Origin of the sequence: Paenibacillus sp. GCM10027630 (genome assembly GCF_042676305.1) — a bacterium.
Lineage (GTDB): Bacteria > Bacillota > Bacilli > Paenibacillales > NBRC-103111 > Paenibacillus_S.
On the sequence record NZ_JBHTGY010000048.1, the window covers coordinates 1 to 26,278 of the forward strand.

Annotated in this window: 21 protein-coding genes; 8 read left to right on the plus strand and 13 right to left on the minus strand. The window is 45.3% G+C overall.

The genetic code is table 11. The features are described from left to right. Nucleotides 1-781: 781 nt before the first annotated feature. The 6 genes from sufB to ACFQ0C_RS23180 form a co-directional block, all read right to left on the minus strand. A complete protein-coding gene (gene sufB / locus ACFQ0C_RS23155; RefSeq protein ID WP_258216162.1) occupies nucleotides 782-2,179 on the minus strand; it encodes a Fe-S cluster assembly protein SufB in 1,398 nt (465 codons plus the stop codon). 74 nt (nucleotides 2,180-2,253) lie between these two features. After that, entirely contained in the window at nucleotides 2,254-2,676 is a 423-nt protein-coding gene (sufU, locus tag ACFQ0C_RS23160; RefSeq protein ID WP_308862276.1) for a Fe-S cluster assembly sulfur transfer protein SufU, read from the minus strand. Next, a complete protein-coding gene (locus ACFQ0C_RS23165) occupies nucleotides 2,663-3,889 on the minus strand; it encodes a cysteine desulfurase (RefSeq protein ID WP_379370027.1) in 1,227 nt (408 codons plus the stop codon). The genes sufU and ACFQ0C_RS23165 overlap by 14 nt, the downstream gene beginning before the upstream one ends. Further along, nucleotides 3,886-5,199: a Fe-S cluster assembly protein SufD gene (gene sufD, locus ACFQ0C_RS23170; protein ID WP_379370029.1), complete on the minus strand. Its 1,314-nt coding sequence runs from the start codon at nucleotides 5,197-5,199 to the stop codon at nucleotides 3,886-3,888. The genes ACFQ0C_RS23165 and sufD overlap by 4 nt, the downstream gene beginning before the upstream one ends. Before the next feature lie 28 nt (nucleotides 5,200-5,227). Then, nucleotides 5,228-6,058 carry a Fe-S cluster assembly ATPase SufC gene (sufC, locus tag ACFQ0C_RS23175; protein ID WP_171650466.1) on the minus strand — a complete coding sequence of 277 codons (831 nt, stop codon included), beginning with the start codon at nucleotides 6,056-6,058 and terminating at the stop codon, nucleotides 5,228-5,230. 173 nt (nucleotides 6,059-6,231) lie between these two features. Then, nucleotides 6,232-6,798, minus strand: a complete 567-nt coding sequence (locus tag ACFQ0C_RS23180; RefSeq protein WP_379370032.1) for a DUF1802 family protein — start codon at nucleotides 6,796-6,798, stop codon at nucleotides 6,232-6,234. Nucleotides 6,799-6,993: 195 nt separating this feature from the next. Here ACFQ0C_RS23180 and ACFQ0C_RS23185 point away from each other — a divergent pair, with 195 nt between their 5' ends. After that, a complete protein-coding gene (locus tag ACFQ0C_RS23185; RefSeq protein ID WP_258216158.1) occupies nucleotides 6,994-7,173 on the plus strand; it encodes an asparagine synthase in 180 nt (59 codons plus the stop codon). Between the two features lie 368 nt (nucleotides 7,174-7,541). On the opposite strand, the gene ACFQ0C_RS23190 is transcribed toward ACFQ0C_RS23185, so the two are convergent. Next, the gene (locus ACFQ0C_RS23190) at nucleotides 7,542-7,715 is read right to left on the minus strand and encodes a hypothetical protein (RefSeq protein ID WP_379370034.1); all 174 of its coding nucleotides are present in this window, start codon (nucleotides 7,713-7,715) and stop codon (nucleotides 7,542-7,544) included. A 137-nt stretch (nucleotides 7,716-7,852) separates the two neighbouring features. Between ACFQ0C_RS23190 and ACFQ0C_RS23195 the strand changes: the two genes are divergently transcribed. From ACFQ0C_RS23195 to mtnA, 3 genes are all read left to right on the plus strand, one after another. Continuing rightward, a complete protein-coding gene (locus ACFQ0C_RS23195) occupies nucleotides 7,853-8,011 on the plus strand; it encodes a hypothetical protein (RefSeq protein ID WP_379370036.1) in 159 nt (52 codons plus the stop codon). A gap of 91 nt (nucleotides 8,012-8,102) precedes the next feature. Beyond that, on the plus strand, nucleotides 8,103-9,308 hold the full coding sequence (gene mtnK / locus ACFQ0C_RS23200) for an S-methyl-5-thioribose kinase (protein WP_379370038.1): 1,206 nt from the start codon (nucleotides 8,103-8,105) through the stop codon (nucleotides 9,306-9,308). A gap of 50 nt (nucleotides 9,309-9,358) precedes the next feature. Continuing rightward, nucleotides 9,359-10,441, plus strand: coding sequence for an S-methyl-5-thioribose-1-phosphate isomerase (gene mtnA, locus ACFQ0C_RS23205; protein WP_379370040.1), 1,083 nt, complete (start codon nucleotides 9,359-9,361; stop codon nucleotides 10,439-10,441). Between the two features lie 920 nt (nucleotides 10,442-11,361). Here the strand turns inward: mtnA and ACFQ0C_RS23210 are convergent. After that, entirely contained in the window at nucleotides 11,362-11,514 is a 153-nt protein-coding gene (locus tag ACFQ0C_RS23210) for a hypothetical protein (RefSeq protein ID WP_379370042.1), read from the minus strand. Nucleotides 11,515-11,753: 239 nt separating this feature from the next. On the opposite strand from ACFQ0C_RS23210, the gene ACFQ0C_RS23215 reads away from it, so the two are divergent. From ACFQ0C_RS23215 to ACFQ0C_RS23230, 4 genes are all read left to right on the plus strand, one after another. After that, the gene (locus tag ACFQ0C_RS23215) at nucleotides 11,754-13,451 is read left to right on the plus strand and encodes an efflux RND transporter periplasmic adaptor subunit (RefSeq protein ID WP_379370044.1); all 1,698 of its coding nucleotides are present in this window, start codon (nucleotides 11,754-11,756) and stop codon (nucleotides 13,449-13,451) included. A gap of 29 nt (nucleotides 13,452-13,480) precedes the next feature. Then, nucleotides 13,481-14,197 (plus strand): ABC transporter ATP-binding protein, encoded by a 717-nt coding sequence (locus tag ACFQ0C_RS23220; RefSeq protein ID WP_379370046.1) that lies wholly within the window; start codon nucleotides 13,481-13,483, stop codon nucleotides 14,195-14,197. Further along, entirely contained in the window at nucleotides 14,194-15,372 is a 1,179-nt protein-coding gene (locus ACFQ0C_RS23225) for an ABC transporter permease (protein WP_379370048.1), read from the plus strand. The genes ACFQ0C_RS23220 and ACFQ0C_RS23225 overlap by 4 nt, the downstream gene beginning before the upstream one ends. A 224-nt stretch (nucleotides 15,373-15,596) precedes the next feature. After that, nucleotides 15,597-18,005, plus strand: coding sequence for a hypothetical protein (locus tag ACFQ0C_RS23230; RefSeq protein WP_379370050.1), 2,409 nt, complete (start codon nucleotides 15,597-15,599; stop codon nucleotides 18,003-18,005). A 119-nt stretch (nucleotides 18,006-18,124) separates the two neighbouring features. On the opposite strand, the gene ACFQ0C_RS23235 is transcribed toward ACFQ0C_RS23230, so the two are convergent. The 5 genes from ACFQ0C_RS23235 to ACFQ0C_RS23255 form a co-directional block, all read right to left on the minus strand. Continuing rightward, nucleotides 18,125-21,304 carry an alpha-mannosidase gene (locus tag ACFQ0C_RS23235; RefSeq protein ID WP_379370052.1) on the minus strand — a complete coding sequence of 1,060 codons (3,180 nt, stop codon included), beginning with the start codon at nucleotides 21,302-21,304 and terminating at the stop codon, nucleotides 18,125-18,127. Between the two features lie 53 nt (nucleotides 21,305-21,357). Then, the gene (locus tag ACFQ0C_RS23240; protein ID WP_379370054.1) at nucleotides 21,358-22,383 is read right to left on the minus strand and encodes a LacI family DNA-binding transcriptional regulator; all 1,026 of its coding nucleotides are present in this window, start codon (nucleotides 22,381-22,383) and stop codon (nucleotides 21,358-21,360) included. Nucleotides 22,384-22,597: 214 nt separating this feature from the next. Next, a complete protein-coding gene (locus ACFQ0C_RS23245; RefSeq protein WP_379370056.1) occupies nucleotides 22,598-23,719 on the minus strand; it encodes a YheC/YheD family endospore coat-associated protein in 1,122 nt (373 codons plus the stop codon). Nucleotides 23,720-23,922: 203 nt separating this feature from the next. After that, entirely contained in the window at nucleotides 23,923-25,080 is a 1,158-nt protein-coding gene (gene aroC / locus ACFQ0C_RS23250) for a chorismate synthase (protein WP_379370058.1), read from the minus strand. A 197-nt stretch (nucleotides 25,081-25,277) separates the two neighbouring features. Next, nucleotides 25,278-25,868, minus strand: coding sequence for a hypothetical protein (locus ACFQ0C_RS23255; RefSeq protein ID WP_379370060.1), 591 nt, complete (start codon nucleotides 25,866-25,868; stop codon nucleotides 25,278-25,280). Nucleotides 25,869-26,278: the final 410 nt, after the last annotated feature.

A 26,278-nucleotide genomic window follows, 5' to 3' on the forward strand; every position in this document is an offset into this window, starting at 1 on the left:
TGGTTCTTTGGGCTATGTTTCACCGGATCAATACGAGGCCATGTATTACAAAAAGGTTGTGTGATATCTCTTATTTGAGTGTCTACTTTCTTGACAGAGATCCAACTCTCAATATAAAAGGTTCTTTTGCACATTCTATGGGATTCATTCACACACTAACCAGGGTTTACCCTTTTATAATAGCCCTTCTTAGGTATTCTCAGCGAATAGCAAAGAATGAGACCGCTTTCCAACTCGTGCTAATCACAGGGGCCGGGTTCGTTTATAGAATTGTATGGTAGGCTTACGAGTCCCACACAATTAACAGGAAAATGTCACGTTATTTTCTCCCAAAATAGCGTTCCAAGCCCTATAGCTGGAATTTCTCCTGTTAATTCTACGTATTTGGGCTGATCTCATCCCTATCCCCTCTATTAACAGGAGTTTTTCCAGTTAGCTTGCTTTCAAATGAAATCCAGGCTGGATTAACGGGAGGAATTCCATCTCTTCTTTCTTTCGGCAGCCGTAAAAGTATCCTGCTCTCCTCTGCAATGAGAGCAACCTTTGAACATCTGTCCTCGCTCTATCGGCATTGTTCAGCTCTATTGAAAGCTTATAAATAGTATAAGAAAAGCTTCTGATCGAAGCCCTTTCGAGGAAGATACATTCGTGACTAAGTTGTAGCTTTTCTTGCAATATCAGACTTGTTCAGCTCTGCTGAAAATTTATAAAGTCTGATATTATAAAGAAAGACACAGCCCTGTTAAAGGAGCTGTGCCTTAATAATAAAAATTTGGGTTGGTTAGCCGATCGAGCCTTCCATTTCGAACTTGATCAACCGGTTCATTTCTACTGCATATTCCATTGGCAGTTCCTTCGTGAACGGCTCGATAAAGCCCATAACGATCATTTGTGTTGCTTCAGCTTCTGTTAAGCCGCGGCTCATGAGGTAGAACAATTGATCCTCAGACACCTTGGATACTGTAGCTTCATGCTCCAACGTAATGTTGTCGTTCATAATTTCATTGTAAGGAATTGTATCTGAAGTGGACTCTTTATCCATGATCAAAGTATCGCATTTGATATTAGCTTTGGATCCTTGGGAATTACGTCCAAACGATGCCAAACCGCGGTATGTTACTTTACCGCCATGCTTGCTGATCGACTTCGAGACGATAGTGGACGTAGTATCAGGAGCCAAATGCGTCATTTTAGCGCCTGCATCCTGATGCTGTCCGCGGCCTGCAACAGCGATGGATAATACCATACCTTTAGCGCCGCGGCCTTTCAATACAACTGCCGGGTATTTCATGGTCAGCTTGGAACCAATGTTACCATCGACCCATTCCATAGTTGCATTTTCTTCAGCAACAGCACGTTTAGTAACCAGGTTATAAATGTTAGGAGCCCAGTTCTGAATCGTAGTATAACGAGCGCGTGAATTCTTTTTGCAAATAATTTCTACGACTGCGCTATGCAGCGAGTTTGTGCTGTAGATCGGCGCTGTGCAGCCCTCTACATAATGGACGAAGCTATCTTCATCCGTAATAATCAAGGTCCGCTCGAATTGTCCCATATTCTCCGAGTTAATCCGGAAGTAAGCTTGCAAAGGAATATCTACCTTTACACCTTTTGGAACATAGATAAAGCTGCCGCCGGACCAAACCGCACTATTCAATGCGGCGAATTTGTTGTCGCTTGGAGGAATGATAGTTCCAAAGTGTTCTCTAAAAATTTCAGGGTACTCCTTAAGAGCAGTATCCGTGTCAGTAAAGATAACGCCTTGATCCTCAAGCTCTTTTTGCATGCTATGGTAAACAACCTCAGACTCATATTGAGCCGATACACCAGCCAAAAACTTTTGTTCCGCTTCAGGAATACCAAGCTTGTCAAATGTTTCTTTGATCTCGGTAGGAACCTCTTCCCATGTTTTCCCTTGCTTTTCGGATGGTTTAACATAGTACTGGATCTCGTTGAAATCCAAGTCATCCATATTACCGCCCCAACGCGGCATAGGCATTTTCTCGAATTGCTCAAAAGATTTCAGACGGAAATCCAACATCCATGCTGGTTCGTCTTTCATTCTTGAAATTTCTTCTATGATCTCACGGTTCAGACCTTTACCGCTTTGAAATATCGATTGATGCTCATCACGAAATCCATATTGGTAAGCTTCCATTTCAGGCATTTTCTTAGCCATCGTTTCCAACCTCCTAAAACTTTTTTGTGAAAAAAACTTACATCGTAAGCATAAGCTTATCAATTTAAAATGAGTTATTTATTTGCTTGCTCAATCCCTTTGCGCAATGCATTCCAAGCCAATGTTGCACATTTGATCCGTGCCGGAAACTTGTTCACACCCGAAAGAGCTTCAATATCTTCATATTCGAACTCTACCGCTTCACCCTTCATAAGGCCTGAGAATTTCTCAGCCATTTCGAGTGCTTCTTCTAATGTTTTACCCTTAACAGCATCCGTCATCATGGAAGCAGACGACATACTGATGGAGCAACCCTCGCCCACAAACTTCGCAGCTTTTACCTTACCGTCTTCAACCTGCATTTGCAGCTGAATTTTATCGCCGCAGGTAGGGTTGTTTAAATCGATAGTAACGGCTTCATCTTCAAAGGTGCCGCGATTTCGGGGCGTTTTATAATGATCCATAATGACGCGACGGTATAAATCATCCAATTGCATGGCCGAAATACTCCTTTGTTTTTATTAGTGAAGCTACCAACCGATCAACATCCTCTTCTGTATTATACAGATAAAAGCTTGCCCTTGCAGTTGAGGATGCTTTCAGCCAACGCATAAGTGGCTGGCAGCAATGATGCCCTGCACGAATAGCGATTCCATCCGCATCCAATACGGTAGCCACATCATGAGGATGCACTTCTCCAAGATTAAAAGTAATAAGTCCAGCCCGATCGTTCCGTGGTCCATAAATCTTCAAATCGTCAATCGCAGACATACGATCCATTGCATAGGCGGTTAGCTGCTTCTCATGACGGTCGATTTCGTGCAGACCAACACTTTCCAGAAAATCAATTGCTGCTCCCAATCCAACCGCTCCAGCAATCATAGGCGTGCCGCCTTCGAATTTCCACGGCAATTCCTTCCATGTGGATTCATACAAATCTACATGGTCAATCATTTCGCCGCCGTATTCGATAGGCTCCATCTCCTGCAATAGAGCCTTCTTGCCGTATAACGCTCCGATCCCCGTCGGACCGCACATTTTGTGGCCGGAAAGAGCATAAAAATCACAATCGAGATTTTGTACATCAACCTTAAGATGAGGAGTGCTTTGCGCACCGTCAACGACCATCTTAGCGCCCTTGCGATGTGCAATGGCCGCAATTTCCTTCACAGGATTAACTACACCAAGAACATTGGAAACATAAGTTACGGAAACAATTTTGGTCCGTTCAGTAATAGTTTGCTCCACATCCTCCAGACGTATGGATCCGTCCTCCTGAAGTGGAATATATTTCAAGACAGCGCCGGTAGCCTTAGCCGCCTGCTGCCATGGAATGAGATTACTGTGATGCTCCATAGGAGTAATAACGATTTCATCGCCTTCTTTACATACGGAGCGAGCATAACCAGTAGCAACCAAATTAAGGGCCGTTGTTGTGCCTCGGGTAAAAATGATTTCTTCTGTCGATTTGGCATTAATAAATTTAGCGACTTTCTCCCGAGCACCTTCATAGGCGTCGGTAGCCCTGGAACCCAGCGTATGAACACCGCGATGAACATTAGCATTATCCCTTTCATAATAATGCTTAATGGCTTCGATTACGGACACCGGCTTTTGAGAGGTTGCCGCCGAGTCCAAATAAACTAATGGATGTCCATTTACTTCCTGATGAAGAATAGGGAACAATTGGCGGATCTCTTTTGAATTCATTGTCCGAGCTTCCTTTCTACAAAGCTTTGCAGTTGGGATTTAACCTTCTCCATTGGAATTTCAGAAACTACAGGAGCCAAGAATCCATAGATAACCAACCGTTGCGCTTCTTCTTTAGTGATACCGCGAGACATCAGATAATGAATTTGATCGGGATTCACTTGGCCTACACTTGCAGCATGTCCAGCCTTAACATCATCCTCGTCGATCAGCAGGATTGGATTGGCATCACCACGAGCTTTCGGACTGAGCATAAGAACCTTTTCTGTCTGCTCTCCATTCGCACCTGTAGCGCCTTTTTCAATCTTGGTGATCCCGTTGATAATCGCAGTAGACTCATCGCGCATAACAGCGCGAGTAATCATTCCACTTGTCGAAGCTTTTCCGAAGTGAATTGCCCGCGTTGTAACATTCAGCTTCTGCTCGCCTGTACCTACACATATAATTTTGGCATCGGAATTCGAACCGTTACCCTTCAATACAGAAGTAGTGTCCGACATCACGTTTCCGTAATTCATCTCACCGATAACCCAATGCACATTTGCATCATTTTCAACGATCGCACGGCGGTAGCTCAGGTCAACGACTGAAGCATTAAGATTATGGACAGAAGCAAAATTAACCGTAGCTCCAGATTTTACAATGATTTCCACAATTCCGTTCTGAACTAAATTGTTCAATTCGCCTATGGAAGCAAAATTATCTACATAAGTTACCGAAGAATGCTGCTCAGCTACAATTAGTATATGCGGCGAGAAGCTGGCTTCTGCATCATCTGTCAAAAACAATGCTTGAATAGGCACATTTACTTGAACGTTCTTAGGAACATATAGGAACACCCCACCGCTCCAAAGCGCGGTATGAAGGGCAGTTAATTGATTCTCATCCTTGCTGACAACGCTCATGAAATAGCTTTTCACAAGATCAGCATGATTAACCAAAGCATCCTCCAGGCTTGTAAAAATAACGCCCTGCTTTGCAAGCTCTTCCGATGCGCTGTGGTACACAACGCTGCAATTTTTTTGAACCAACAAATTTTCTGCTTGGCCCTGGCCTTCGTCCTGCAATAAAGCTTTGGCGGATTCCGGCAGCTCCTCAAGAGAGGTCAATGCAGCTTCCGCTTTATATGATCCGAAGGAATTAAGATTCCAACGGTCGATTCTTGTTTTTTCCAGCTTAGGTAATTCCAACGATCCAGCCAACTCTAACGCTTCAGCGCGCAGATTGGTCATCCATTCAGGCTCACGTCTAGATTTCGACAGCTCCACGATGGTTTGACGATCGATGGGAAGAATTGTGTTTGCACTCATTTCAAATATTCCTCCAGTTCGGTTGTCATTAGTATCTTGGTGCTGTCGTGTTCATTGGTACTTTGAACTCTTCATCTTGTCCGCCAACAGTCTCGTCAACAATTCCGAGCTCCTCTTTAATCCAGTCATAGCCTTCATTCTCAAGACGCTCTGACAGCTCAGGACCACCGGATTTAACAATACGGCCCTGCATCATTACATGTACAAAGTCCGGTTTAATATAGTTAAGCAAACGCTGATAGTGAGTAATAATCAAGAAGCCGCGTTCTTCGGAGCGCATAGCGTTAACTCCTGTAGCTACGATACGTAGGGCATCAATATCAAGACCGGAATCGATCTCATCCAAAATAACAAGGCTAGGCTCAAGCAGCAGCATTTGTAAAATCTCATTACGCTTTTTCTCACCGCCGGAGAAGCCTTCATTTAAGTAACGGTGCATAAATTCGGGATTCATCTCAAGCTCTTTCATCTTGGCTTCCATCAAGCGGATGAACTTGATCAAGGAGATCTCGTTGCCTTCGCCGCGGCGTGCATTAATCGCACTGCGCAAGAAATCGGCATTCGTTACGCCAGTAATTTCACTAGGGTATTGCATAGCTAAGAACAATCCTGCTCTCGCTCTTTCATCAACTGCCATTTCCAATACGTCTTCGCCATTCAAAGAAATGGAGCCTTCAGTTACTTCATATTTAGGATGCCCCATAATAGTGGAAGCCAACGTACTTTTCCCTGTACCATTCGGCCCCATGATGGCATGTATTTCTCCACCTTTAATTTTCAAGCTCAAGCCTTTCAAAATTTCTTTACCTTCAATAGTCGCTTTTAAACCGTCTATAATAAATTCCGGTGCATTTGCCATGTTTTCTGCCTCCATAATTTGTAGTTCTCTTTAGAGTATTGATTATTAGATAATAATCATTCTAAACTGATTATCAATGATTCTCAATACTAATATATTATATCTTACCAAGTCAAATCAATAAAGCCTAAAATTGTCTGTTTTCAGAGAGTTTTCAATTACATGATAACCTATCAGCTCAACGCCTCTTTTATTACCTCAATAGCTTTTTGAAAAGCTTCATCGTCAAGGACTGGTTTGCGTTCCATCCCATTCAATGTATCACTTTCCAGTTGTATCCAAGATTTGCATCCATTATACAAAGGCAATATCGGTAATTGAGCCGGAACTGTGAGCTCATACACCCGAAGCAACATCACATGCAGAGGTTGAGCTCTCTTCCACTTAAGCCTTTCATCTGCAAAAGTGTCCGTCCATATATGAAGACCACCCAGCCTGGACAATTGCTCTTGATCTTCTACTAGAATATCTTCGACAAGCTCGGCATAGCATTGGATGGACACATTCGTATCCTCTATGCTCCACCCTTCCAAAGTTTTATCCAGCTGGTGCTGATACTCCGGCTTGATCCATTGCTTTTTCTGGTGCTCATAGGTTGGAAACAAATAAAAGCTATCGCTTTCTATCTGAAAATCCCTTGTTTCTTCACGGATACCACCCTTGCGCATAATGAGTATTTGTTGACCGCTTCGAAGAGCTTCTATAGCAACCGCCCACTCTTTCAAGGCAACAGGTCTCATTGTATTTTCACTTAGCATTTTCACTATCCTTTCCTTAGTAATTAACAGCCATGAATCCGGATTCCAACTTTAATTCCTATGATATTATAAATAAGATTGCGCTCCAAAACAATCCAGCCTTTAACAAGCATAAAACAGATCATAAAACCCCAACCTAAAATCGCATTTATTAAATCTCTGAAGGAGGAAAAAACGATGCGTGAAGGACTTATTCCAACCGTTTTAGGAACAGCAGTTACAGCTTCAGGTGTAGCATTACGTAACAAATATCCGATGGCTGCAGCCGCGGTCGCAGGATTCGGACTTGCTCATGTTGTACTGGGCGCTATTGACTTGGTTGAGCACCGCAGCATCAAAAACAAATATTTCGAATAGATTTTGCTAAAGTACTGAAATCATTATTTCTATTGTAAAGGTCACAGAATGGCGGGCGAAAGCCCGTCTTCTTTTAATAATATGAGACGTACAAGTTTTCAGCAGAGCTGAACAAGTCTGATACTGCAAAAAAACCTGCAAATGAATCCGGTCACTCATCCTCAAAAGGCTCGTTAAAGGTTCTTATCTCCCAGCAGCGCTATCCTTATTATACCAGAAAACTTACAAAAAGCCTCATGATGGCCGTGCTCATCAGCAGTGATGGTTTTTACAAGTTAAAAAAGAGCACCCACCGGTACCCTCTTAATAAAAATATATTCAAACTTGACGTTTTACTTTCCAACATCTAATCCAAAGTATACGTCAGATCATTTATTTACATTTGCAAACATAGCGGGCTCATGAATACGATCATACTGCTGCTGGTTTACTTTCATTGGATTCGTACCTGCCACGGTCTGGTTATCCTGAGAAGTCAGTCCAAGTGTCAGTACAACTCCAAGAGCAACGGCAGCAAACAATAATCTCACGATTATCTTCATAGTAAGAAAACCTCCTGATATGCTATCGACTATATTTTATGTAACCCTCAACTTGATCCTCTCAAAATAACAATCTAAAAGCTCATATCAAGCAACCTTAATTATTATTTTAAAAAATAAGCGTTAAGAGGATGTTAATGGCACGTGTTTTTTTTGTAAATATCCGTATTTTCACTATAAATAAGGCAAGAAGCTGGCAGCAGAAAGAACCTTATAAATCAGGGCTGATTACTAGGGATACCTTCCAAGATGACGAACATTTTGATATACTAGATAGCGATATGTTTACGGACTAAACCTGTGCTTGAATAGTTTTTCTTCGATATGACGGTAAAAGCTAAAGAAGCCGGTTTTTGCTGAAGCAAACTTTAAGGGGGAATTATTTTAATGACTACATACCACGCATTTACTGAAGCTGAAGCGGTTGAATATGCCCGCACTATTCCGAATCTTTTTGCACCGAACAGCGAGCTGGCAAGCCGTGAAATCGGCGATGGCAATTTAAATCTAGTATTTCATATTTCTGAACCTTCTACCGGTAAAAGCATTATTTTGAAACAGGCGCTTCCCTATGCAAAAGTCGTTGGCGAATCATGGCCGCTCACTCTGGATCGTGCAAGGATTGAAAGCGAAGCCTTGATCATTCAAGAATCGCTGTGCCCTGATCTGGTTCCGCATGTCTTTGTATATGAAAAAGATCTCGCATTAACCGTTATGCAAGACCTAAGCGATCATGTTATTATGCGTAGAGGACTTATTGAAGGTAATCGATATCCATTATTCGCACAGCATATTGCACGTTTTTTGGCACACACCTTATTTTACACATCTGACCTTGGCATGAATCAACAGGAGAAAAAAGAACGCGTTAAGCAGTTCATCAACCCTGAGCTATGCAAGATTACTGAGGATTTAATTTTTGACGATCCTTATTATAATGCCGAAACCAATAATGTACCTCCCGCTATTCAGGATGCCATAGAAGCGCTCTGGCAGGATAAAGAGCTTCATTTGGAAGTTGCTATATTAAGAAACAGCTTTCTGACACATGCTCAGTCACTGCTTCATGGCGATCTGCATACAGGCAGTATTTTTATTACGCAAGACTCCACTAAAGTTATCGATCCGGAATTCGCTTATTATGGTCCAATGGGCTTCGACATCGGCGCTGTATTCGCGAATCTGCTATTGAACTATGCCGCCCAGGAAGGCTGGAGTAAGGATGCAGAATCGCGTGCGGATTACCGCGGCTATTTGCTTGGCACAATCAAGGATATATGGACATTATTCCAAGGGGAGTTCCGTTCGTTGTGGAGCTTGTACGGGGAAGATCGGCTGTCCAAGACAGAGGGCTATCAAGACTGGTACATGCAGCAGGTGCTTCGTGACACTATCGGTTATACCGGCAGCAAGATCGTTCGCCGCGTACATGGCTTGGCACAGGTTGCCGACATCAACAAGCTGGAAGATGAAGCAGCTAAGGAGCGCGCCCAACGCATCGCTTTGCGGATTGGGACTGCACTCATCAAACACAATCGCCAGGCCCAATCGATTGATGAATTGTTAGAAATTGCAGTTAAGGCAGTTGAATAGTTAGGGGAACATGAGCCTACACGCTGGAAGAATAAAGGAGATATTTTATTATGGGAACATTGGATAATCAATCAACGGCGGACTGGCTTCAATCAGTCCGTTGGAATTCAGCAGATAATCAGCTTGATCTGCTGGATCAGCGCTTGCTGCCCGATGAGATCGTATACCTGGAGCTGACTACGTCAGAGCAGGTATGGGATGCAATCAAGCAGCTTGCGGTTCGTGGAGCGCCTGCGATCGGCATCGCCGCGGCGTTCGGGGTATACCTCGGCGTGCGCAGCGCAAGCGGCAGCCGTGAGCAGTTGCTTGACGAAGCCGTCAAGCAATGCGATTATTTGGCGACGTCGCGCCCGACGGCGGTGAACTTGTTCTGGGCGCTGGATCGGATGAGACAGCGCGCGGAAGCTCTTGCTTCCGCCGGCGGTGAGCCGGAGGCGATGAAGCAGGCGCTGCTGGATGAAGCGAAGCTCATCCAGAGCGAGGATGAGGAGACGTGCCGCCTCATAGGCGAGCACGCGCTGGCGCTGTTTGAGGACGGCATGGGCGTCCTCACGCACTGCAATGCGGGCGGCCTGGCCACGGCCCGCTACGGCACGGCGCTCGCGCCGATGTACCTGGCGCAGGAGCGCGGCATACACCTCAAGGTGTATGCCGACGAGACGCGGCCCGTGCTGCAAGGCGCACGCCTGACGGCGTTCGAGCTGCAGCAGGCCGGCGTCGACGTGACGCTCATCTGCGACAACATGGCCGGCGCCATCATGCACAAGGGCTGGGTGCAGGCGGTGATCGTCGGTACTGACCGCGTAGCGGCCAACGGTGACGTCGCCAACAAAATCGGCACTTACAGCGTCGCGGTGCTGGCAAAAGCGCATGGCATTCCTTTTTATGTAGCATGCCCGATGTCCACTATCGATCTGAATACTCCTAACGGAGATGATATTCCGATTGAAGAACGTCACGAAGATGAAATTACACAGGGCTTCGGTAAACGTACAGCTCCACAAGGAATCAAAGTTTACAATCCCGCCTTTGATGTGACGCCTAACGAATATGTTACGGCTATCATTACAGAAAAAGGTGTTGTCCAAGCTCCTTACAATGAAAATTTAAAAAAGCTATTTGCTGAAGCATAACTTTTCAAAGCGGCCACTCCTACTGAGTGGTCGTTTTCATATTGCCGAAGACTACTAACAGCCCTATTATGTTAAAACTAGACAGATTCCCAATAGTGCTAACTAGTTTTTTCACTTTTAAATAGGGCTCTACACTATATTTATGTTTTTGACGAAGTATTCAGGCCATTCCGACCACAATGAAGCCCGACAACGTGTTCTCGGAATTTGCAAAAGAACAAACAACTGGAAATCCTCCTGCTAATTACCCTCATTTTTCTTGTAGAACGTATTTAGCTGGAATTTCTGGCGCTAAATTAGGACTTTATTCCCCAAATGTGCAATATCGACATTAATATAGGTAGTTTTTCCAGCTAAATGATTGATTTCGAGAATAGAGACAAAATTAGCGTGATGTTTTCCAGTTAGTGGTGCTAGCTACCAAACTAGAGTTCAGTTTATATGCAAAAGGCAAGTGCAGATTTTGGAGTCGAGCCTTATATAGAGTTGTTTTTTAGTAATATACTTGTTCTTTAATTCTTGGTTTATCCTTCTTGGTTTGTCTTTATTGGTTTGCCCGTTCTTGGTTTCTCCTTCTTGGTTTCTCCTTCTTGGTTTCTCCTTCTTGGTTTCTCCTTCTTGGTTTCTCCTTCTTGGTTTCTCCTTCTTGGTTTCTCCTTCTTGGTTTCTCCTTCTTGGTTTCTCCTTCTTGGTTTCTCCTTCTTGGTTTCTCCTTCTTGGTTTCTCCTTCTTGGTTTCTCCTTCTTGGTTTCTCCTTCNATCGTTCTCGTTCTCTCCTATCTTGGTTATCATTCTCACTCCCTCCTGCTTTAACATACTTTTTCACCTACACGTTACGATCCCTGTCTCTCCTAAGTGTTTCAGCACACTTGTCCTGTCATCCTTGATTTCTCTTACTCGCTTCAGATCTCCGATCTCCCCTACGCACTCCGATCCCGCTCTCCCCCACGCAATCCAATCTCGATCTCTCCCACACAATCCAATCCCGATCTCCCACGCAATCCAATCCCGATCCCCACGCAATCCAATCTCGATCTCGCCCACGCACTCCGTTCCCGATCTCCCCTACGCATTAACTCCCCTTCTCTCCGAGGTGTTTGCAATCTCTCACAAGCTTTTTACACAGCTGCCTTGCTCCTTGTAACATACATGGATTTCAGTGCATAACTTTTCATCCTGATGTATTTTCGATTTTTTTTACACTTTTCGATTATCAATCATGGGCAGATTCACACTTCTTTCACAAAGCATTGATAAAGTAAATGGAAATAATACAATAAATGTTGAAAGCGCTTTGAAAGGAGAAGCTTAAATGGCATTGCAGCGCAATAAAAAATGGATCCTTATAGTAATTGGATTGGCCGTAGTTGGAGCAGGCACTTATCTTTACCTGAACAAAAATACTAAACAACAAGCCTCCGCTCCTCAAGAAAAAATCACTGAAATCAAAAAGGGTACCATTCGTTCCACTGTGTCCGGTACATCCCAATTTGAAGCAAGAGATATTCAGAATGTGATCGCTCCAGCCGATGGCACTATCAAAAGAATGAACCTGACCCGCAATCAAGCCGTTAAAAAAGGCGATGTATTATTGGAAATCTCCGATCTTACCCAAGAAATAACTTTGCAGGAAGCTCAAGTCAATCTCCAACAGCTGGAAAATGATCTGAACGATCTGCTCACCCAGCAGAGCAACATGAAAATCTACACACCAAGAAGCGGAATATTGACGCTTGGAAGCAATCTAGAGACGGGCTCTAGTGTAAATAAGACAAGCAGGATAGCTACTATATCCGATCAAACGACATTGAGTGCCAAGCTGCCTTTTTTATTAGATGACGCAACTCAATTCTCCATCGGTGATTCCATCGATTTGACGGTGGACGGATTTAACTTGACCAAAACGGCTACTGTAGACTCGATAAGCAATCAAATCAAATCTGATCCTAGCGGCGGAAAGCTGCTCGAGGTTGAAATTAAGGTGAAAAATGATGGAACCCTGACATCCGGCATGAAGGTGAAGGGAAAAGCAAAGCTCGGTAGCAGAACCGTAGAATCAACCGATAAGGGAACGTTGGACTATGTCGATGTTGAAACTGTGCTGGCTAATACAAGTGGGACGATCAAAGAACTGAAGCTGAAGAACGGAAATTACATAACCAAAGGCGATTTAATTGTGACTGTCGTGAATGATACGCTGCAAAAAGATATTAATACCAAGCAAGCAGCCGTTGACCGTCAGAAAAATACAATAAACAGCCTTCAGGAGAAATTTAACAAGCTTACGATTACGGCGCCTTTTGATGGCGTGTTTTCTACGGATTTTGCCAATAAGAAAAGCAATGTGCTTGCCAGCTATCCTGTAGGATCAACAGTGGAGGTCAATACGTTGTTTGGTGCCGTTGCCAGTCTTGATTATATGCAATTGCCTATTCAGGTAGATGAGCTCGATCTTCCAAATGTCAAAACAGGCTTGAAGGTGACGGTAAAGGTTGATTCCTTGCCCAATAAAATTTTTGAAGGCGAGGTCATACAGGTTTCAACTGTAGGTACAACTACCAACGGTGTAACCTTCTTCGATGTGGTCATTTCGGTAAAAAACACCAGTGAGCTGCGGTACGGAATGACAGCTACTTCTGAAATTATTTTTCAGGATAAAAAAGATATTATTACTCTTCCAATCGAAGCCCTTCAGCAGCAGCAAGGCAAACGGTATGTAACGCTGCAAAATCCTGACGGTACAAGAGAAGATAAGCACGAGGTAAAAATAGGCATTCGCAATAAAACCGATATTGAAATTACCGATGGCTTGAAGGCTGGCGATAAGGTAGTTATTCCACTCCGTCAGCAAAGAACGCAAAATGCCAGCCAAGCGGATATTGACCGAATAAGGCAGCAATTTCAGCAAAGCGGCGCTGCAGGTGGTCAGGCTAGTCCTGGTGGCGGTGCAGGGAATCCTCCTGGCGCTGGTGGCGGCGGCACACAGAGATCAGGTGGCGGCGGACGGTAAGGAAATGTGCGGAAAGGAAGGGTTCCGGAATGGCTGAAATGATTGAATTGCAGAACATCACGAAGGTGTATGAACGAGGCGCGGAAAAGCTGCACATCTTAAACGATCTCTCCTTGTCTGTAGCAAAGGGCGATTTTGTGGCTATTGTCGGGCCTAGCGGATCGGGGAAATCCACACTTATGAATATGATCGGCTTGTTGGATGTGCCTACTTCGGGAGCCTACACACTGGATGGCGTGGCAACCGAAAACATGAATGATAATAAGCTTGCAGAGCTTAGAAACAAAAAAATCGGCTTTATTTTTCAACAATTTAATTTGCTTCCCCGCCTTAATGCATTGGAAAATGTGGAGCTGCCCATGATTTATTCCGGTCTAAATAAAAAGGCTCGCAGGGAAAGAGCACAGCAAATGCTGGAGCTGCTCGGCATGGGCCAACGTGGACATCATAAGCCAAGCGAGCTGTCCGGCGGTCAGCAGCAGCGGGTTGCTATCGCAAGGGCCTTATCGATCGGGCCGTCGCTGCTTCTAGCGGATGAGCCGACAGGCGCTCTCGATTCAAAGACCGGCAACGAAGTGCTGGAGCTGGTTATGCGGCTTAATGAGGAAGGCAATACTATCGTGCTCATTACCCACGATTCCCATATCGCGGATCATGCGAGAAGGGTCATTTCTATCCGTGATGGTGCGATTGTGGGAGATCAACGATTATTGGAAATTCCTGCAGCACCAGAGGTGACGTTATGAATCCAATCGAGCTTGTCTCAATGGCACTTCGTACCATCGCTTCCAGTCCTATGCGGACATTGCTCACCATGCTAGGCGTCATTATCGGCGTGAGCTCTGTAATCACATTGGTTTCCATAGGGCAAGGTACTTCAGCGCAAATTGAAAAGCAATACGAAAGCCTGGGTACAAATCTGCTGGTAGTGAATGTGCTAGGTAATGGCCGTGCCACTCAGCTGGATTATAATGATTTAATGCAGCTCGAGCAGCTGCCCGAAATCAACTCCATAGCTCCGACAATGGTCAAAAGCGGCTCCAATATTAAATATGACCGCAGGCAGGAAAAGTACACGGTCGTCGGTACTAATGACCGGTATTTACCGCTCATGAAAGGCGAGCTGTCGGCAGGCCGATTTGTAATAGACGCGGATATGGAATTCCGCAATCCAGTAGCTATATTCGGCAGCACAGTGGCCAAAGATTATTTTGGCTCGCTCGACCCAATAGGTGAGGATATCAACATCGATGGCATCGTATTTACTATAGTTGGTGTCCTCAAGGAAAAAGGCTCCTCCATCAGCGGGGTATCCTTGGACAACTCCGTGTTTGTTCCTTTGGAAACGGCACGTAGGGCGTTCAAGCTCGGAAACATCCGTACAACGTACCTGGAGGCTCCAACTAAGGATCAACTGTCTATGACTCAGAACACGATAACCCAGTATTTGACTTATAAATTCAAAAGCAGCTCCGGTTTTCAAATCATGAATCAAGACGAATTAATGAAAGCGCGTGTGGAAGCAGCCAGCACACTTACGAATCAATTGATTGCAGTAGCCTGTATCTCGCTTTTAGTTGGCGGTATCGGGATTATGAATATTATGCTCGTTACTGTCAGCGAACGGACTAGAGAAATCGGCATTCGCAAATCGATAGGCGCCAAACGTCGCAATATCCTAATGCAATTTTTAATAGAGGCTACAGTAATTAGCGGTCTTGGCGGAATTATCGGACTGCTGCTTGGAAGCGGCTTGTCGCTCGCATGGCCCATGATTAATCCGAAGCAGCCTACACAGCTTTCATTGGAGGTCGGCTTGTATGCATTTCTGTTTTCGGTTGGAGTCGGAATGATTTTTGGATTGTATCCGGCCAACAAAGCTTCCAAGCTTCGGCCCATTGACGCTCTTCGTTCCGATTAACGCTTGATCATAACCATATTTCATAAATGATTTGCCAACATAAACGTCAGTAAATTTTTAAGAGGCAGGTTTTCCAAACGGATCGCTTTAAACATATGCTTACGAAGTTGGCTTTCCAATCGGATTGCAACAGCATTTGCTTACCAGGCTACCTTCGAAATGGATTGCACCGCATATGCTTACGAAGCTTGCTTCCTTCGGAAAGCCTTTAGGAGGAGATCAAATTGAAACGCCAACTGCTACATTCAATAAAATCAGGAAAAAAAGGATTACTATACGCTCTAATTGCAGGCTCTACTTGTCTGCTCACCTATATGCCCTCTGCCTATGCCGGCAAGGAAGGGGTATTTCTGGCTAATGATACTTACTTTACGCTGGAGAATGCTGCCTTTTCAGCAGGCGTAGATACTTCTACTATGCAGTTTACACTTAATTTGCATAACGGTGGAGAAAGCGACATTGACTTCAATAATTATGGTGTTCGCCTTGTGGATGATCAAGGCAACCGTTACCCTGCCAAGCTAACAAGCAAGCAAACAGCCCGTGTTATACCTGGACATGATCAGCAATTCCGCTTTTTGTCCGAGGTTGTTCCTAATGTGACACCTGAGCAACTGAAGGTGAATCTTTATAAATGGAATCCCAGTCAGTCCGATTCCTTGGCAAGCTTAGGAGAACTATCGGTGGCGGCCGTATCTGCGACAACAGAACTCTTACCTTCAGAGCCGGGAGCTTCCGATCAGCTGCTAATCTCTTTGCATGATATCAGCTCCTCTTACTCTCAGGAGTCCATAGTTTCGTTAAGAATAGGCAGCAGCTATGAGGTTGCCGAGAGCGGAAGCTCTTATCTTTACACAGATCTATATGTACAAAATGGAGGAAGTTCCAGCGTTCAGCTTCCCTCCGGTCTTCAGCTGCGATTGAAAGGCAAAGATTCGAGCACCTACTCCGGCTCCATTGTTGGCGGCAGCTCAGCTACGCTGCTTCCCAAAAAGATGACCAAGCTATCGCTTCGCACTTTGGTTCCGAATACATTCGATGCACAACAATACGCACTTGAGTCACTATATGAAGTTTCCTCCGAAGAGCGGATACTGGGAAGCTTCCCTATTTCCGGGACGCTAGCTTCTTTGCCAATCGGCAAAGAGCAGCCGTACGCGTTATACGACACAGGCAATGGTCTTACAGTTAAAGCTGATAAAGCAGTGGCTATTAAGCAGGCGGATGGGTATCTGGTACAAACAACCGTTAAAATCCGAAACAGCAGCGCTAAAATAGCAACACTCCCTACCTTAAGTGCCGCTTATCAAATTGGTACGGAGAGCATCAACGCCGCAGGACAGGATCAATCGATTCGCAGCGGTTTTCTTTCTCCTGAGCAAACCGCATCCTATCGCTATGCAGTAGTATTACCGGAAGGAGTTGATCCTGCTGCTGTGAAATTTACGCTTTTTGAACAAAAGTCGAATGCAGCAAGCTCAGAATCAACCTCCAGTTCCAGCAATAATAATTCTGGCAGCAATACTAACAACAACCAGAATCAAGCAGTTTCAGCCAATGCCAACAATACAAGCAGCAACATGAACTCGAACTCGGGTTCCAGCAATGGTTCCAATTCCAATTCCAACTCCAATTCATCAACCGGTTCCAGCTCGGCTTCCGGCAATAATAACAGTACCAACACAAGCTCTAATACAAATAGCTCCAATACTAATTCCAGTTCCAATACGACTAATAGTTCGACCAACTCATCTACAAATTCTAGCAACAACAAGTCCAGCTTAACTGACAAAAATCCTGTCATGCTTGTTTCTTTAAGCAATATCGATCAGACGGACAACATGATTAGACAAGCATTGTCTTATCAATTTGGAACGCCGTTTTCTTTTGCACCGAATGGTTTGATTGATAAAAATCTGGAAATATCGCTTGTTGAACTGCATATGCATGAAAACAGCGATTTCGGGTATAAAACAGCCGTCGCCAAATACAAGCTGACAAATCGCGGTCTCTCTACTCTGCCATTGCCCAATCTAGGGACTGAGCTTATTAACGGTCAGGGACTCGCATTTGCAGGAGAACGACAAACCTCGGCAGCTGATAAGCTTGCGCCCAATACAAGCTATGTTGTGAGCTATTCCTACTTATTACCGTCCGCTGAGGATGGCAAACAGCTTGCTTTGAATTTCACAGATCCGAAAGCCTCCGCATCGGGTAAGCTGTCGATTGGCACTTATCAAGCGTCCGTTCAGCCGGAATCCAACGATGAACGCATCAGCTTTTTCCCGTTTGAAGTCAGCTTCGATGATTACAGAATTAATACTTCCTACAGCAGCTCAAATTACACATACCGACTGGATCTTACGCTTACTGTAAATATGAAAGAACCTGTCATTGTGGATCAAAGCTTTTCGCAAATGGAATTCGAGCTGGTTGACGGTTTGAAGCGAGTTCTTGGCTCACAAACGATGGCTTTCACGGGCACGCAAAAATTAATAAGCGGACTGCAAAAAATTTCATTCTCCAATATTAAAACCGAGCAGTTCGAAACCGGTCTGCTCATCAATGTATACGAAACGATCAACACACCGTCAGGCCCTGCCAAACGTCTTGTTAAGCAGCTAAAGCAGTAGCTGTAGACTTCTTCAGCTTCGCTGAAAACTTATCCAGTCTGATATTATAAACAAACTTAACCCGCCAGTTTCCCATAAGGGTACTGGCGGGTCTATTATCATTTCAGCGATTATTGGATTCAGCCAGCGCTTGCGATCTCGATCAGCAGCGTTTTGATCTCATAAGGCTTGACCGCAAGACGAATTACGGCATCGCTGCTAACCTCACCGATAGGTCGCTCCATCAGGTCGCTCTCCTGCCAGCTCAGGATTTGATAGTCGCTTGACAACTCTACCCATCCGCGTTGACCGGCAAATTCGTGGAAACGCAACACGATGAGATTGCTGTCCTCCGCTTTTTTCACAGCATCGATATGCACATGCTCAGACGACAACCGGAAGAGCGATGCTCCCGTTTGAACTGCCACGGCCCCTTCCTTGATTGCCAGCGGCGCATTCAAATCCCAAGCTTCCTGAACCGTGCGACCTTCCAGCCAGTCTCCGGAATGTGGAAGCAGCGAGTATGTAAACTCGTGATGTCCCTGATCTGCTTGAGGATCTGGAACAAGCGCGGACTTGATTAAAGTTAATCGCATCAGATTGTCTTTGATGTCATAGCCGTACTTGCAGTCGTTCAGCAAGCTGACACCGTATCCGCGTTCGGACAAATCAGCCCACTGATGTCCTACTACCTCAAATCGGGCATAATCCCAGCTTGTATTCCAATGGGTAGGACGTTTAACATTGCCGAATTGAATGTCATAGGATGCCTCTGTGGAACGGATCTCTACCGGGAATGCAGCCTTGAGCAGCTTCCTTTGCTCATGCCAGTCCACGATGGTTTTGAAATCGATCCGGCGGGAATCACTATATACAATTAGCTGCTGTGTAATTGTTGAATCTTTATATTTCCAAGCAAATCGTACAACTGCTCTTACAGGTCCGTTTTCCACTACTTCAATTGATGTCAGCTCACGGATTTCTTCCGTTTTTTCCTGATAATAAATATCGATATCCCATGCCTCATGACGACTCTTCGGCTTATCTTCGAAAACTTGCAGCACATTTCCGTTAGAGCCTGCCGCGAGCACCTCACGTTGGGCCACTTTATCCCAAATCGATGTCAATTGACCTGTTCCATTCCATTGCAGCGAGTAATGCGGTGTTTCTATCCCATTGCCGGTAGTAGTAAATGGATGCAGTTTCTTATCCGTATTCTCTGATTCCTCTGAACAATAACGAATTATACTAGATCCCAAGGACGGCACCGCTTGTACCTGTACCAGCCAACCGTCAACACTACGCTGGGATGCTAACACATTCCCTTGCTCATCCTTCCATACCCCTTCCGTGCCTGATGCATCAAGGCTGCGGTCTGATTGTACAAGCACCAATCCCCCACGCTCCCAGCCTGAGCTGTTCCATACGGTATATTCCGCTATTCCGGTTTCAGTCTGCCGGACAGTCAATGCTGAAGCCGCATGATTGTTTGCAGCTAGCAATAATCGTTCCGCTTCTTCATATTCAAGGCGCGAATCATCATAAACCTCTTGAATCGATGAGCCTGGGATAATATCGTGGAACTGGTTGCGCAGCACGATTTTCCACGCTTCAGCCAGCTTGCTCCGATCGTAGAACGACCAGTCGCCTGCCTCCAGGCTTCCCATAATGCCCAGCCATTCCGTCTCACGAGCTAACAGCTCCAGCTTGCGATTCATCCGCTTATTATAAGCTTGACTCGTATAGGTACCCCGGTGAAGCTCCAAATACAATTCGCCATCCCATGTGTGCACATATTCATCCGTTTGGGCAACTGTTTGCTGCAGCTCAGCGAAATACTCATCCACGCGGCCGGTTGTCACATTCGGCACTCCCGGCAGCTCGCTCAGCCTGCGCCTCAGCTCCAGCATCTCGCGGTTTACACCGCCGCCGCCATCACCATAGCCATACGCCAGCAGCAATTCACGGTTTACCGGCTTATCTCTGTATGTTTCCCATATGCCGTTCACCGAGCTTGCGGTTACTTCTCCGTTATACGTGTACAACCAGCCGCCTGCATTATCCGGTGTAGTAATGAAATGCGTCAGTACCTCGGTCCCATCAATACCACGCCATTGGAACGTGTCATGAGGCATCCGGTTATACTGGTTCCAGCTAATTTTGGTAGTCATGAATGTATCGATGCCGGATTTCTTCAAAATTTGAGGCAAAGCCCAGCTATAGCCAAATACATCGGGCAGCCACAGGTACGTACACTCTGTACCAAACTCATCTCGCAGAAAACGCGTTCCATACAGCAGCTGCCGCACCAGCGATTCTCCTGAGGTTAGATTGCAGTCTGCCTCCAGCCACATGCCGCCGCCTGCCTCCCAGCGTCCTTCCTTAACCCGCTCCTGGATTTGGGCGTAAATATCCGGATAATCCGTTTTGATATAATCATATAATTGCGGCATTGTTTGTAGAAATACATAGTCGGGAAAAAGCTCCATCAAACGCAGAACAGTCGAGAAGGATCTCGCCGCTTTCTCCCGGGTATGCTTCAGTCTCCACAGCCAAGCAACATCGATATGGGTATGGCCGATACAGCGAACGGTAACCGCATGATGCTTGGGCAGCTGCTGAACGGAGGTACGCAGCGATTCTGCCGCAGCCGTTAATGAAGCATAGAAATCGGCTGACCCTGGCCTCGACCAATCAATCAGCAAAAAAGCGCGATCTGCCGCGGACAGCAGCAGTTGACGTTCGGGCGAATGCTCATGAAGCACCTTAACAACCTGTAACGTCGCACGCGCTGTATAATACAAGTCATCTGCGTCCGCATCGAGCCAGCATAGCTCTGCCCGCTTCAGCTGATGCTCCATAATGGCAAGCGGCTTATAACCGCCAAGTCCGGACCACAACCGGAAGCACAAGCTTACCGTTGTTCCAGCTGACTCCTCAGCAAAAAACACCTCTTGATGGTTCGTATCCACACCTTGATAGGGCTGACCGTTCACATATAGTAAAGACTCAAAGCCCGCATTATTACCGCCACCGCCCTTGCCAAAATCAAAACGTCCTACGATTTTACGGCCTTGCCAGGAAGCCGGCACATTTACCTGGGCTGCCAGCCATAAATAACGATCCCTGCCTTCCCATCGTTCCCCCAGCCGCATTTCTCTACTACCTTTAACTGAGCTTAACGGAAGCGACGGACGTTCCCCAACAATTCCCTCGGTATCCTCCAGACTATGGAAGGAGGGAATCGATTGTTTATCTCTATAACGAAACTCGTCCAGTTCTTGAATGCGGGCTGTCAGTTTTTCCAAAGTAAATAGCATTTCTATCACTCCTTAATGAATGTTATAACACGTGTTATTAATTAAGAAAAAAATTAGCTTCCCACGCTTTGGCGAACGACCAGCTGTGAGGAAACCGAGATTGTGCTTTTGTCTTCATAAGTTCTCTGTCCGTCAATATATTCCAATAACCGCAATGCTGCCAAGCGGCCCATCTCACGATAAGGAATCTCTATAGAAGTAATAGCGGGAAATAGATGCTGATTGATCCGTTCCGTATTGTCAGCTGCCATTACATGGATATCCACACCAATTTGTATGCCTTGTAATTGTGCCGCTCTGCATATATAGACCGCCCCACGCGACCAGTTGCTTAAAATCGCAAAAGGCGTGGTGCGTTCCTGTATCCACTGCTTCCAATAATCGGATCGCATCTCCCATGGGCCATCTGCAGCAGCATACACATGCGGCTGCAAGCCTTTGTCTTCACACCATTGCAGATAGGTTTGCTTCCTCTCCCTGTCACCCCATCCAAGAGGCACATGCTCATGGAACATTTCCAAGTAAGCCGGAGGAAGTCCGGTTTGCTCCCACAAATAATCCAAAGCTCGGCGGATACTGTCACCGTAATCCATCAATACGGATGCTATCCGATTGTGATCCGGGTAGCCCTCCACAGAAACATAGGGCATATTATGCTGATTTATCAGCGCCACCCATTCCTCGGAAATGTTATGCGGCCGATCCAATGCTACAATGCCGTCAATCCGCCGCTGCAAATACAAATCCAGCAGTCCCTTTTGCCCAGTTAAAGGACCTGATGCGTATAGCAGTAAGTGGTAGCCTTTCGCGGCGCAAACCTCCTGCATCCCTTCAAGCACCTGCAAAAAAAGCGGGTTCGAAACATTGCCGTAAGCAGCAAGACATTGGCTTCTGCCCGTCTTCATACCCCGAGCTTGAGCATCCACCTGATAGTTCAATTCACGAATCGCATCCAACACGGCTGTCCGCTTCTCAGCACTAACACCTATGCCCTGTGTACCGTTTAGCACAGCAGAAACTACGCTTCGTGAAACTCCTGCCCGCTTGGCTACATCAAAGCTGGTTACTCTTTTGGCCATTTATGTAACACCTCTAAATCCAATATAACACGTGTTATAAAGAGAGACAATCATTATTTTAACAGCTTATTCTATTGTTTAGAGGGAATGTTCTGAAGGAACCGGAAGCAAGCACGTACATGTACGGCCGGCCCCAGTTCTCTTCCCACTTAAATGTCGCCGCCATTAATGTTGCAAATAGCGTTGCCTACCCGACATATCATATCTTATATCATCATTTGGACGTTTTCCTTTTAGCTAAATATAGGCAATATTGAATTATTCTTTGAACCGACCTTCGGCGGATTCCGGCCTCGTCGAATCTCATCGGTTTTGAATTCGCTTCAAAAAACCATAAACGGCCGTTCGTTTCGACGCCAATATCCATCGACATCTCACCTAGCGTTCGAGCAGATGACCTCTCAATCTGATTGGCAACGATGAGGGCCAATTTACGCGAGCTTCCGATAATTTTATTGGCTTTGGCAGCACCAAAATTAGAGTTCAAAAGCTTTTTCGGGTCTTGAATGGATCCGCCTCGTGGCACATGGGTCGTGATGCCTGCTTTCCCTGCGGATCGTGCACCAATGCCGCTTATCGACCATTTGCCTTTATTGTTTTTTTGCACGAGCAGCCGCAGATCAAACGGCCTCTTTTTAAACCGTGCCAGGGTAATACCTTGCTGAGCGATATACGCCCTTCTCCCTGTTTTTCCCTTAAGCTTCCTCCACAGGCTGGATACATTGGTAAACTTAAAGATCAGCCGCTTGCCGTTTTCTTGCTTTATAAGTCGGTATTGAGCGGTCGCTCCAATCATTTTGCGTTCCACCCGCATGATACCTTTCCCCGCTTTCCCGCTCACCGGCTTTATATAAACGAGCGGACCGCGTTTGAATAACGAAACCAAGCTGTCTAATGTGAGCAGCTTCTTCGTTGCCGGAATGAAATGCTTCGTCTTTGACGACTGTGACAGCCACTTATATTGCGTCCATTTATCAAAGAAAAAAGGATTGAACAAGTGCACGCGCCGATCTCGTAAACAAGATCGAATTTCCCGCTGGGCAGCTGGCCGTTTTTCGTCTTTGCGTTCCGGAATCCGGTTGTATATTACATCAGGGAATGGAAATGACGTTCTGATGAACCCGTTCTTTTTACGCCTGTTATAATCGTACCCGATGATCTTTTTTTGCGATCGATTCAGATTGCCGACTGTCGTTACGAATACGGTTGCCTTTCTGGAATGTCCTTCTTTTATCAGTTCGCGATAATACTGCAAGTTTCCCCGTAATCGGTTTCGTTTGGCGACAGTTAAGATCGCGATCACGGGGCGTCTTTTGTATGCTCGTACTGACGGCATATGCCTCATTTGCCCCCTCGCTAAAAAATTCGCTGAAATGCCACGCAGGCACAGACTAAGCTTGTGTAACAAAATTTATTTAGTTTCAACAGTCTATGGAAAGTTATTATGGAAGGTTATGGGTAAAAGTCCAAATGTAAGAACTACGAAATATTAAGAACAAACAGACGCCCGGGCACCATGGATTGTGCCCGGGCGTCCGGTTAATAACTGCGGACCTGCTGTATATAATGGTTATAGTTCCGTTCTATCTCCTCATAGGAATCTCCGCCGAATTTTTCCAGAAAGGCACACGCTAGCTCCCATGCGATCACATTCTCCATCACCACTGCGGCAGCAGGAACTGCGCAGCTGTCAGAGCGCTCGATCTGTGCGGCATAGGGCTGCTTCGTTTCAATATCAACACTGCTAATCGGCTTATATAGAGTGGGTATGGGTTTCATTACGGCACGCACAATAACCGGTTCACCCGTCGTCATTCCGCCTTCGAACCCACCGGCTCGGTTGCTGGCACGTGAAAATCCGCTCTCTGAATCATACATGATTTCATCATGAACCTTGGAACCGCGTAACCTCGCCGCTTCAAAGCCAACCCCAAACTCACAACCTTTAAACGCTTGAATGGACATGACAGCTTGAGCAATTTTTCCATCCAATTTGCGGTCCCACTGCACATGACTGCCTAACCCGACAGGCACACCATCGGCTGTTACCTCTATCAAGCCGCCAACAGTGTCTCCCGCTGCTTTTACCTCATCAATGTGCTGCATCATAGCTGCTTCAATGTCCTTATCTGCTGTGCGCAGCGGCGACACCTCAGTGACCTCTCGGAGCTCCTTCGCCGATAGAGAGGCGCGCTTAGCCGATACTTCACCAATCCGCAATACTTGGCTTCCAATATGAATGCCGAACAATTGAAGCAGGCTTCTTGCCGCTGCGCCGCATGCAACTCGAATCGTCGTTTCTCTGGCACTTGAACGCTCCAAAATATTACGCAAATCAGACTGATTATATTTCAACCCGCCATTCAGATCAGCATGTCCCGGTCGTGGTCTGGTAACAGCGCGCTTGACAGCCTCCTCCGTCGGCTCCACTCCCATGATCTGACTCCAATGATTCCAATCTCTGTTCTCAACGACAAGTGCTATTGGAGCGCCGGTTGTCTTGCCGTGCCGCACTCCTCCGACAATTCGGACTTGATCACTTTCAATCTCCATCCGTCTGCCTCGACCATAACCTTTTTGCCTCCGCTGCAGCTCTATATCGATCTGTTCTGCAATAAGACCAATATTGCTGGGCATCCCTTCTATAATTGCCGTCAACTGTGGCCCATGCGACTCGCCTGCTGTTAAATATCTCATTTTCCGTATCCCCCAATTGAGTGTTCTTTTGATAATTCTGATTATAAGTCCAATTGTTGACATAAAGAAAATAGATATCTTAAATGAAATACATAGAAATTTTAAATGTCTAGTTCACACAAAAAAACCACCGGAATTAATTCCGGCAGTCCTTATTATATATAACAAGCAGGATCGAATCCTAAGTGCAAAGTTCCTTACACAAGCATAAGCTGCTTGAAATTCTGCATTACAATGAAATAGCGAAATTTATTTAAGTCAGCTGCCGAAATGTAATGAATTTCAGAGCCGTAGCGGATCGTCTTCTCCATAATGTGCGCATAGCGTACAATTAATCGCATTCGTATAGTTTCATCATCGCAAAAGATCGTACTCTCATAAACCTCATTTAATTTTACAGTAAAATCATCAATCTCGAACCCAAGACTTAAACAGCTCACATCGGAAATACGTACGGCTCTTGTCTTAAAATCTTCAGTGATCGTACCAAAGGTGTTTAATTTAAAGCTCTTGACGGTTTTATGCTCTTCCCCGAACAGCTCATCATACTTTCTGGCAGGACTAGCCTCTATATGAAAAATTTCAGAATCAGCAGGAGCCAAAACGACCTTTAATTTAGAAATATGCAATACTATGGAAAGCTGCCGTCTTTGAAAATCAAAGCATAACACTTTTTCACCTATACCAAATGCGGGTGATTTCGAGAGCTCAATTTCCATAAAATCTTCTTCGTAACCAATTATGCCGTGATAAATCTTACCTTTGTGCAGAATTTGAATCTGTTTCATAAAATCACCTCCCTGTCTTATATCTCTAATATAGAGGATAAACTTTTAAAAAGTTTGAGACAGATATTAGGAGATTATTAGATTTTATGACTGAATCGTCGATAATTTGTCGGAATTCCTTTCAAACGTTAAGAAATTATTTTATTTTAAAGTGGGATTCACTCACTAGGGTTTATCCTTTCGAGACAGCCCTTTCTTGGGTATTCTCAGCGATGCTGAGATGAGGTCATTCCAACGCGTGCCAATCTCGGGGTTCGTGGTTCAGTTACTGCATTGCATGCACCTAGCGAACCCCACACAAATAACAGGAAAATGTCAGGCTGTCGAATTAAGCGCTTTCAATATCTCTCAAATTTTAATCCATACACCCTATTTCTCAATAGTGTTCTCGCAAAGCTCAATCTAGGTGT

Bases quoted from the DNA above. Each gene is read 5' to 3' on its own strand.
- sufB (WP_258216162.1), bottom strand. From the start codon at position 2,179: ATGGCTAAGAAAATGCCTGAAATGGAAGCTTACCAATATGGATTTCGT.
- sufU (WP_308862276.1), bottom strand. From the start codon at position 2,676: ATGCAATTGGATGATTTATACCGTCGCGTCATTATGGATCATTATAAA.
- ACFQ0C_RS23165 (WP_379370027.1), bottom strand. From the start codon at position 3,889: ATGAATTCAAAAGAGATCCGCCAATTGTTCCCTATTCTTCATCAGGAA.
- sufD (WP_379370029.1), bottom strand. From the start codon at position 5,199: ATGAGTGCAAACACAATTCTTCCCATCGATCGTCAAACCATCGTGGAG.
- sufC (WP_171650466.1), bottom strand. From the start codon at position 6,058: ATGGCAAATGCACCGGAATTTATTATAGACGGTTTAAAAGCGACTATT.
- ACFQ0C_RS23180 (WP_379370032.1), bottom strand. From the start codon at position 6,798: ATGAGACCTGTTGCCTTGAAAGAGTGGGCGGTTGCTATAGAAGCTCTT.
- ACFQ0C_RS23185 (WP_258216158.1), top strand. From the start codon at position 6,994: ATGCGTGAAGGACTTATTCCAACCGTTTTAGGAACAGCAGTTACAGCT.
- ACFQ0C_RS23190 (WP_379370034.1), bottom strand. From the start codon at position 7,715: ATGAAGATAATCGTGAGATTATTGTTTGCTGCCGTTGCTCTTGGAGTT.
- ACFQ0C_RS23195 (WP_379370036.1), top strand. From the start codon at position 7,853: ATGGCACGTGTTTTTTTTGTAAATATCCGTATTTTCACTATAAATAAG.
- mtnK (WP_379370038.1), top strand. From the start codon at position 8,103: ATGACTACATACCACGCATTTACTGAAGCTGAAGCGGTTGAATATGCC.
- mtnA (WP_379370040.1), top strand. From the start codon at position 9,359: ATGGGAACATTGGATAATCAATCAACGGCGGACTGGCTTCAATCAGTC.
- ACFQ0C_RS23210 (WP_379370042.1), bottom strand. From the start codon at position 11,514: ATGCGTAGGGGAGATCGGGAACGGAGTGCGTGGGCGAGATCGAGATTG.
- ACFQ0C_RS23215 (WP_379370044.1), top strand. From the start codon at position 11,754: ATGGCATTGCAGCGCAATAAAAAATGGATCCTTATAGTAATTGGATTG.
- ACFQ0C_RS23220 (WP_379370046.1), top strand. From the start codon at position 13,481: ATGGCTGAAATGATTGAATTGCAGAACATCACGAAGGTGTATGAACGA.
- ACFQ0C_RS23225 (WP_379370048.1), top strand. From the start codon at position 14,194: ATGAATCCAATCGAGCTTGTCTCAATGGCACTTCGTACCATCGCTTCC.
- ACFQ0C_RS23235 (WP_379370052.1), bottom strand. From the start codon at position 21,304: ATGCTATTTACTTTGGAAAAACTGACAGCCCGCATTCAAGAACTGGAC.
- ACFQ0C_RS23240 (WP_379370054.1), bottom strand. From the start codon at position 22,383: ATGGCCAAAAGAGTAACCAGCTTTGATGTAGCCAAGCGGGCAGGAGTT.
- ACFQ0C_RS23245 (WP_379370056.1), bottom strand. From the start codon at position 23,719: ATGCCGTCAGTACGAGCATACAAAAGACGCCCCGTGATCGCGATCTTA.
- aroC (WP_379370058.1), bottom strand. From the start codon at position 25,080: ATGAGATATTTAACAGCAGGCGAGTCGCATGGGCCACAGTTGACGGCA.
- ACFQ0C_RS23255 (WP_379370060.1), bottom strand. From the start codon at position 25,868: ATGAAACAGATTCAAATTCTGCACAAAGGTAAGATTTATCACGGCATA.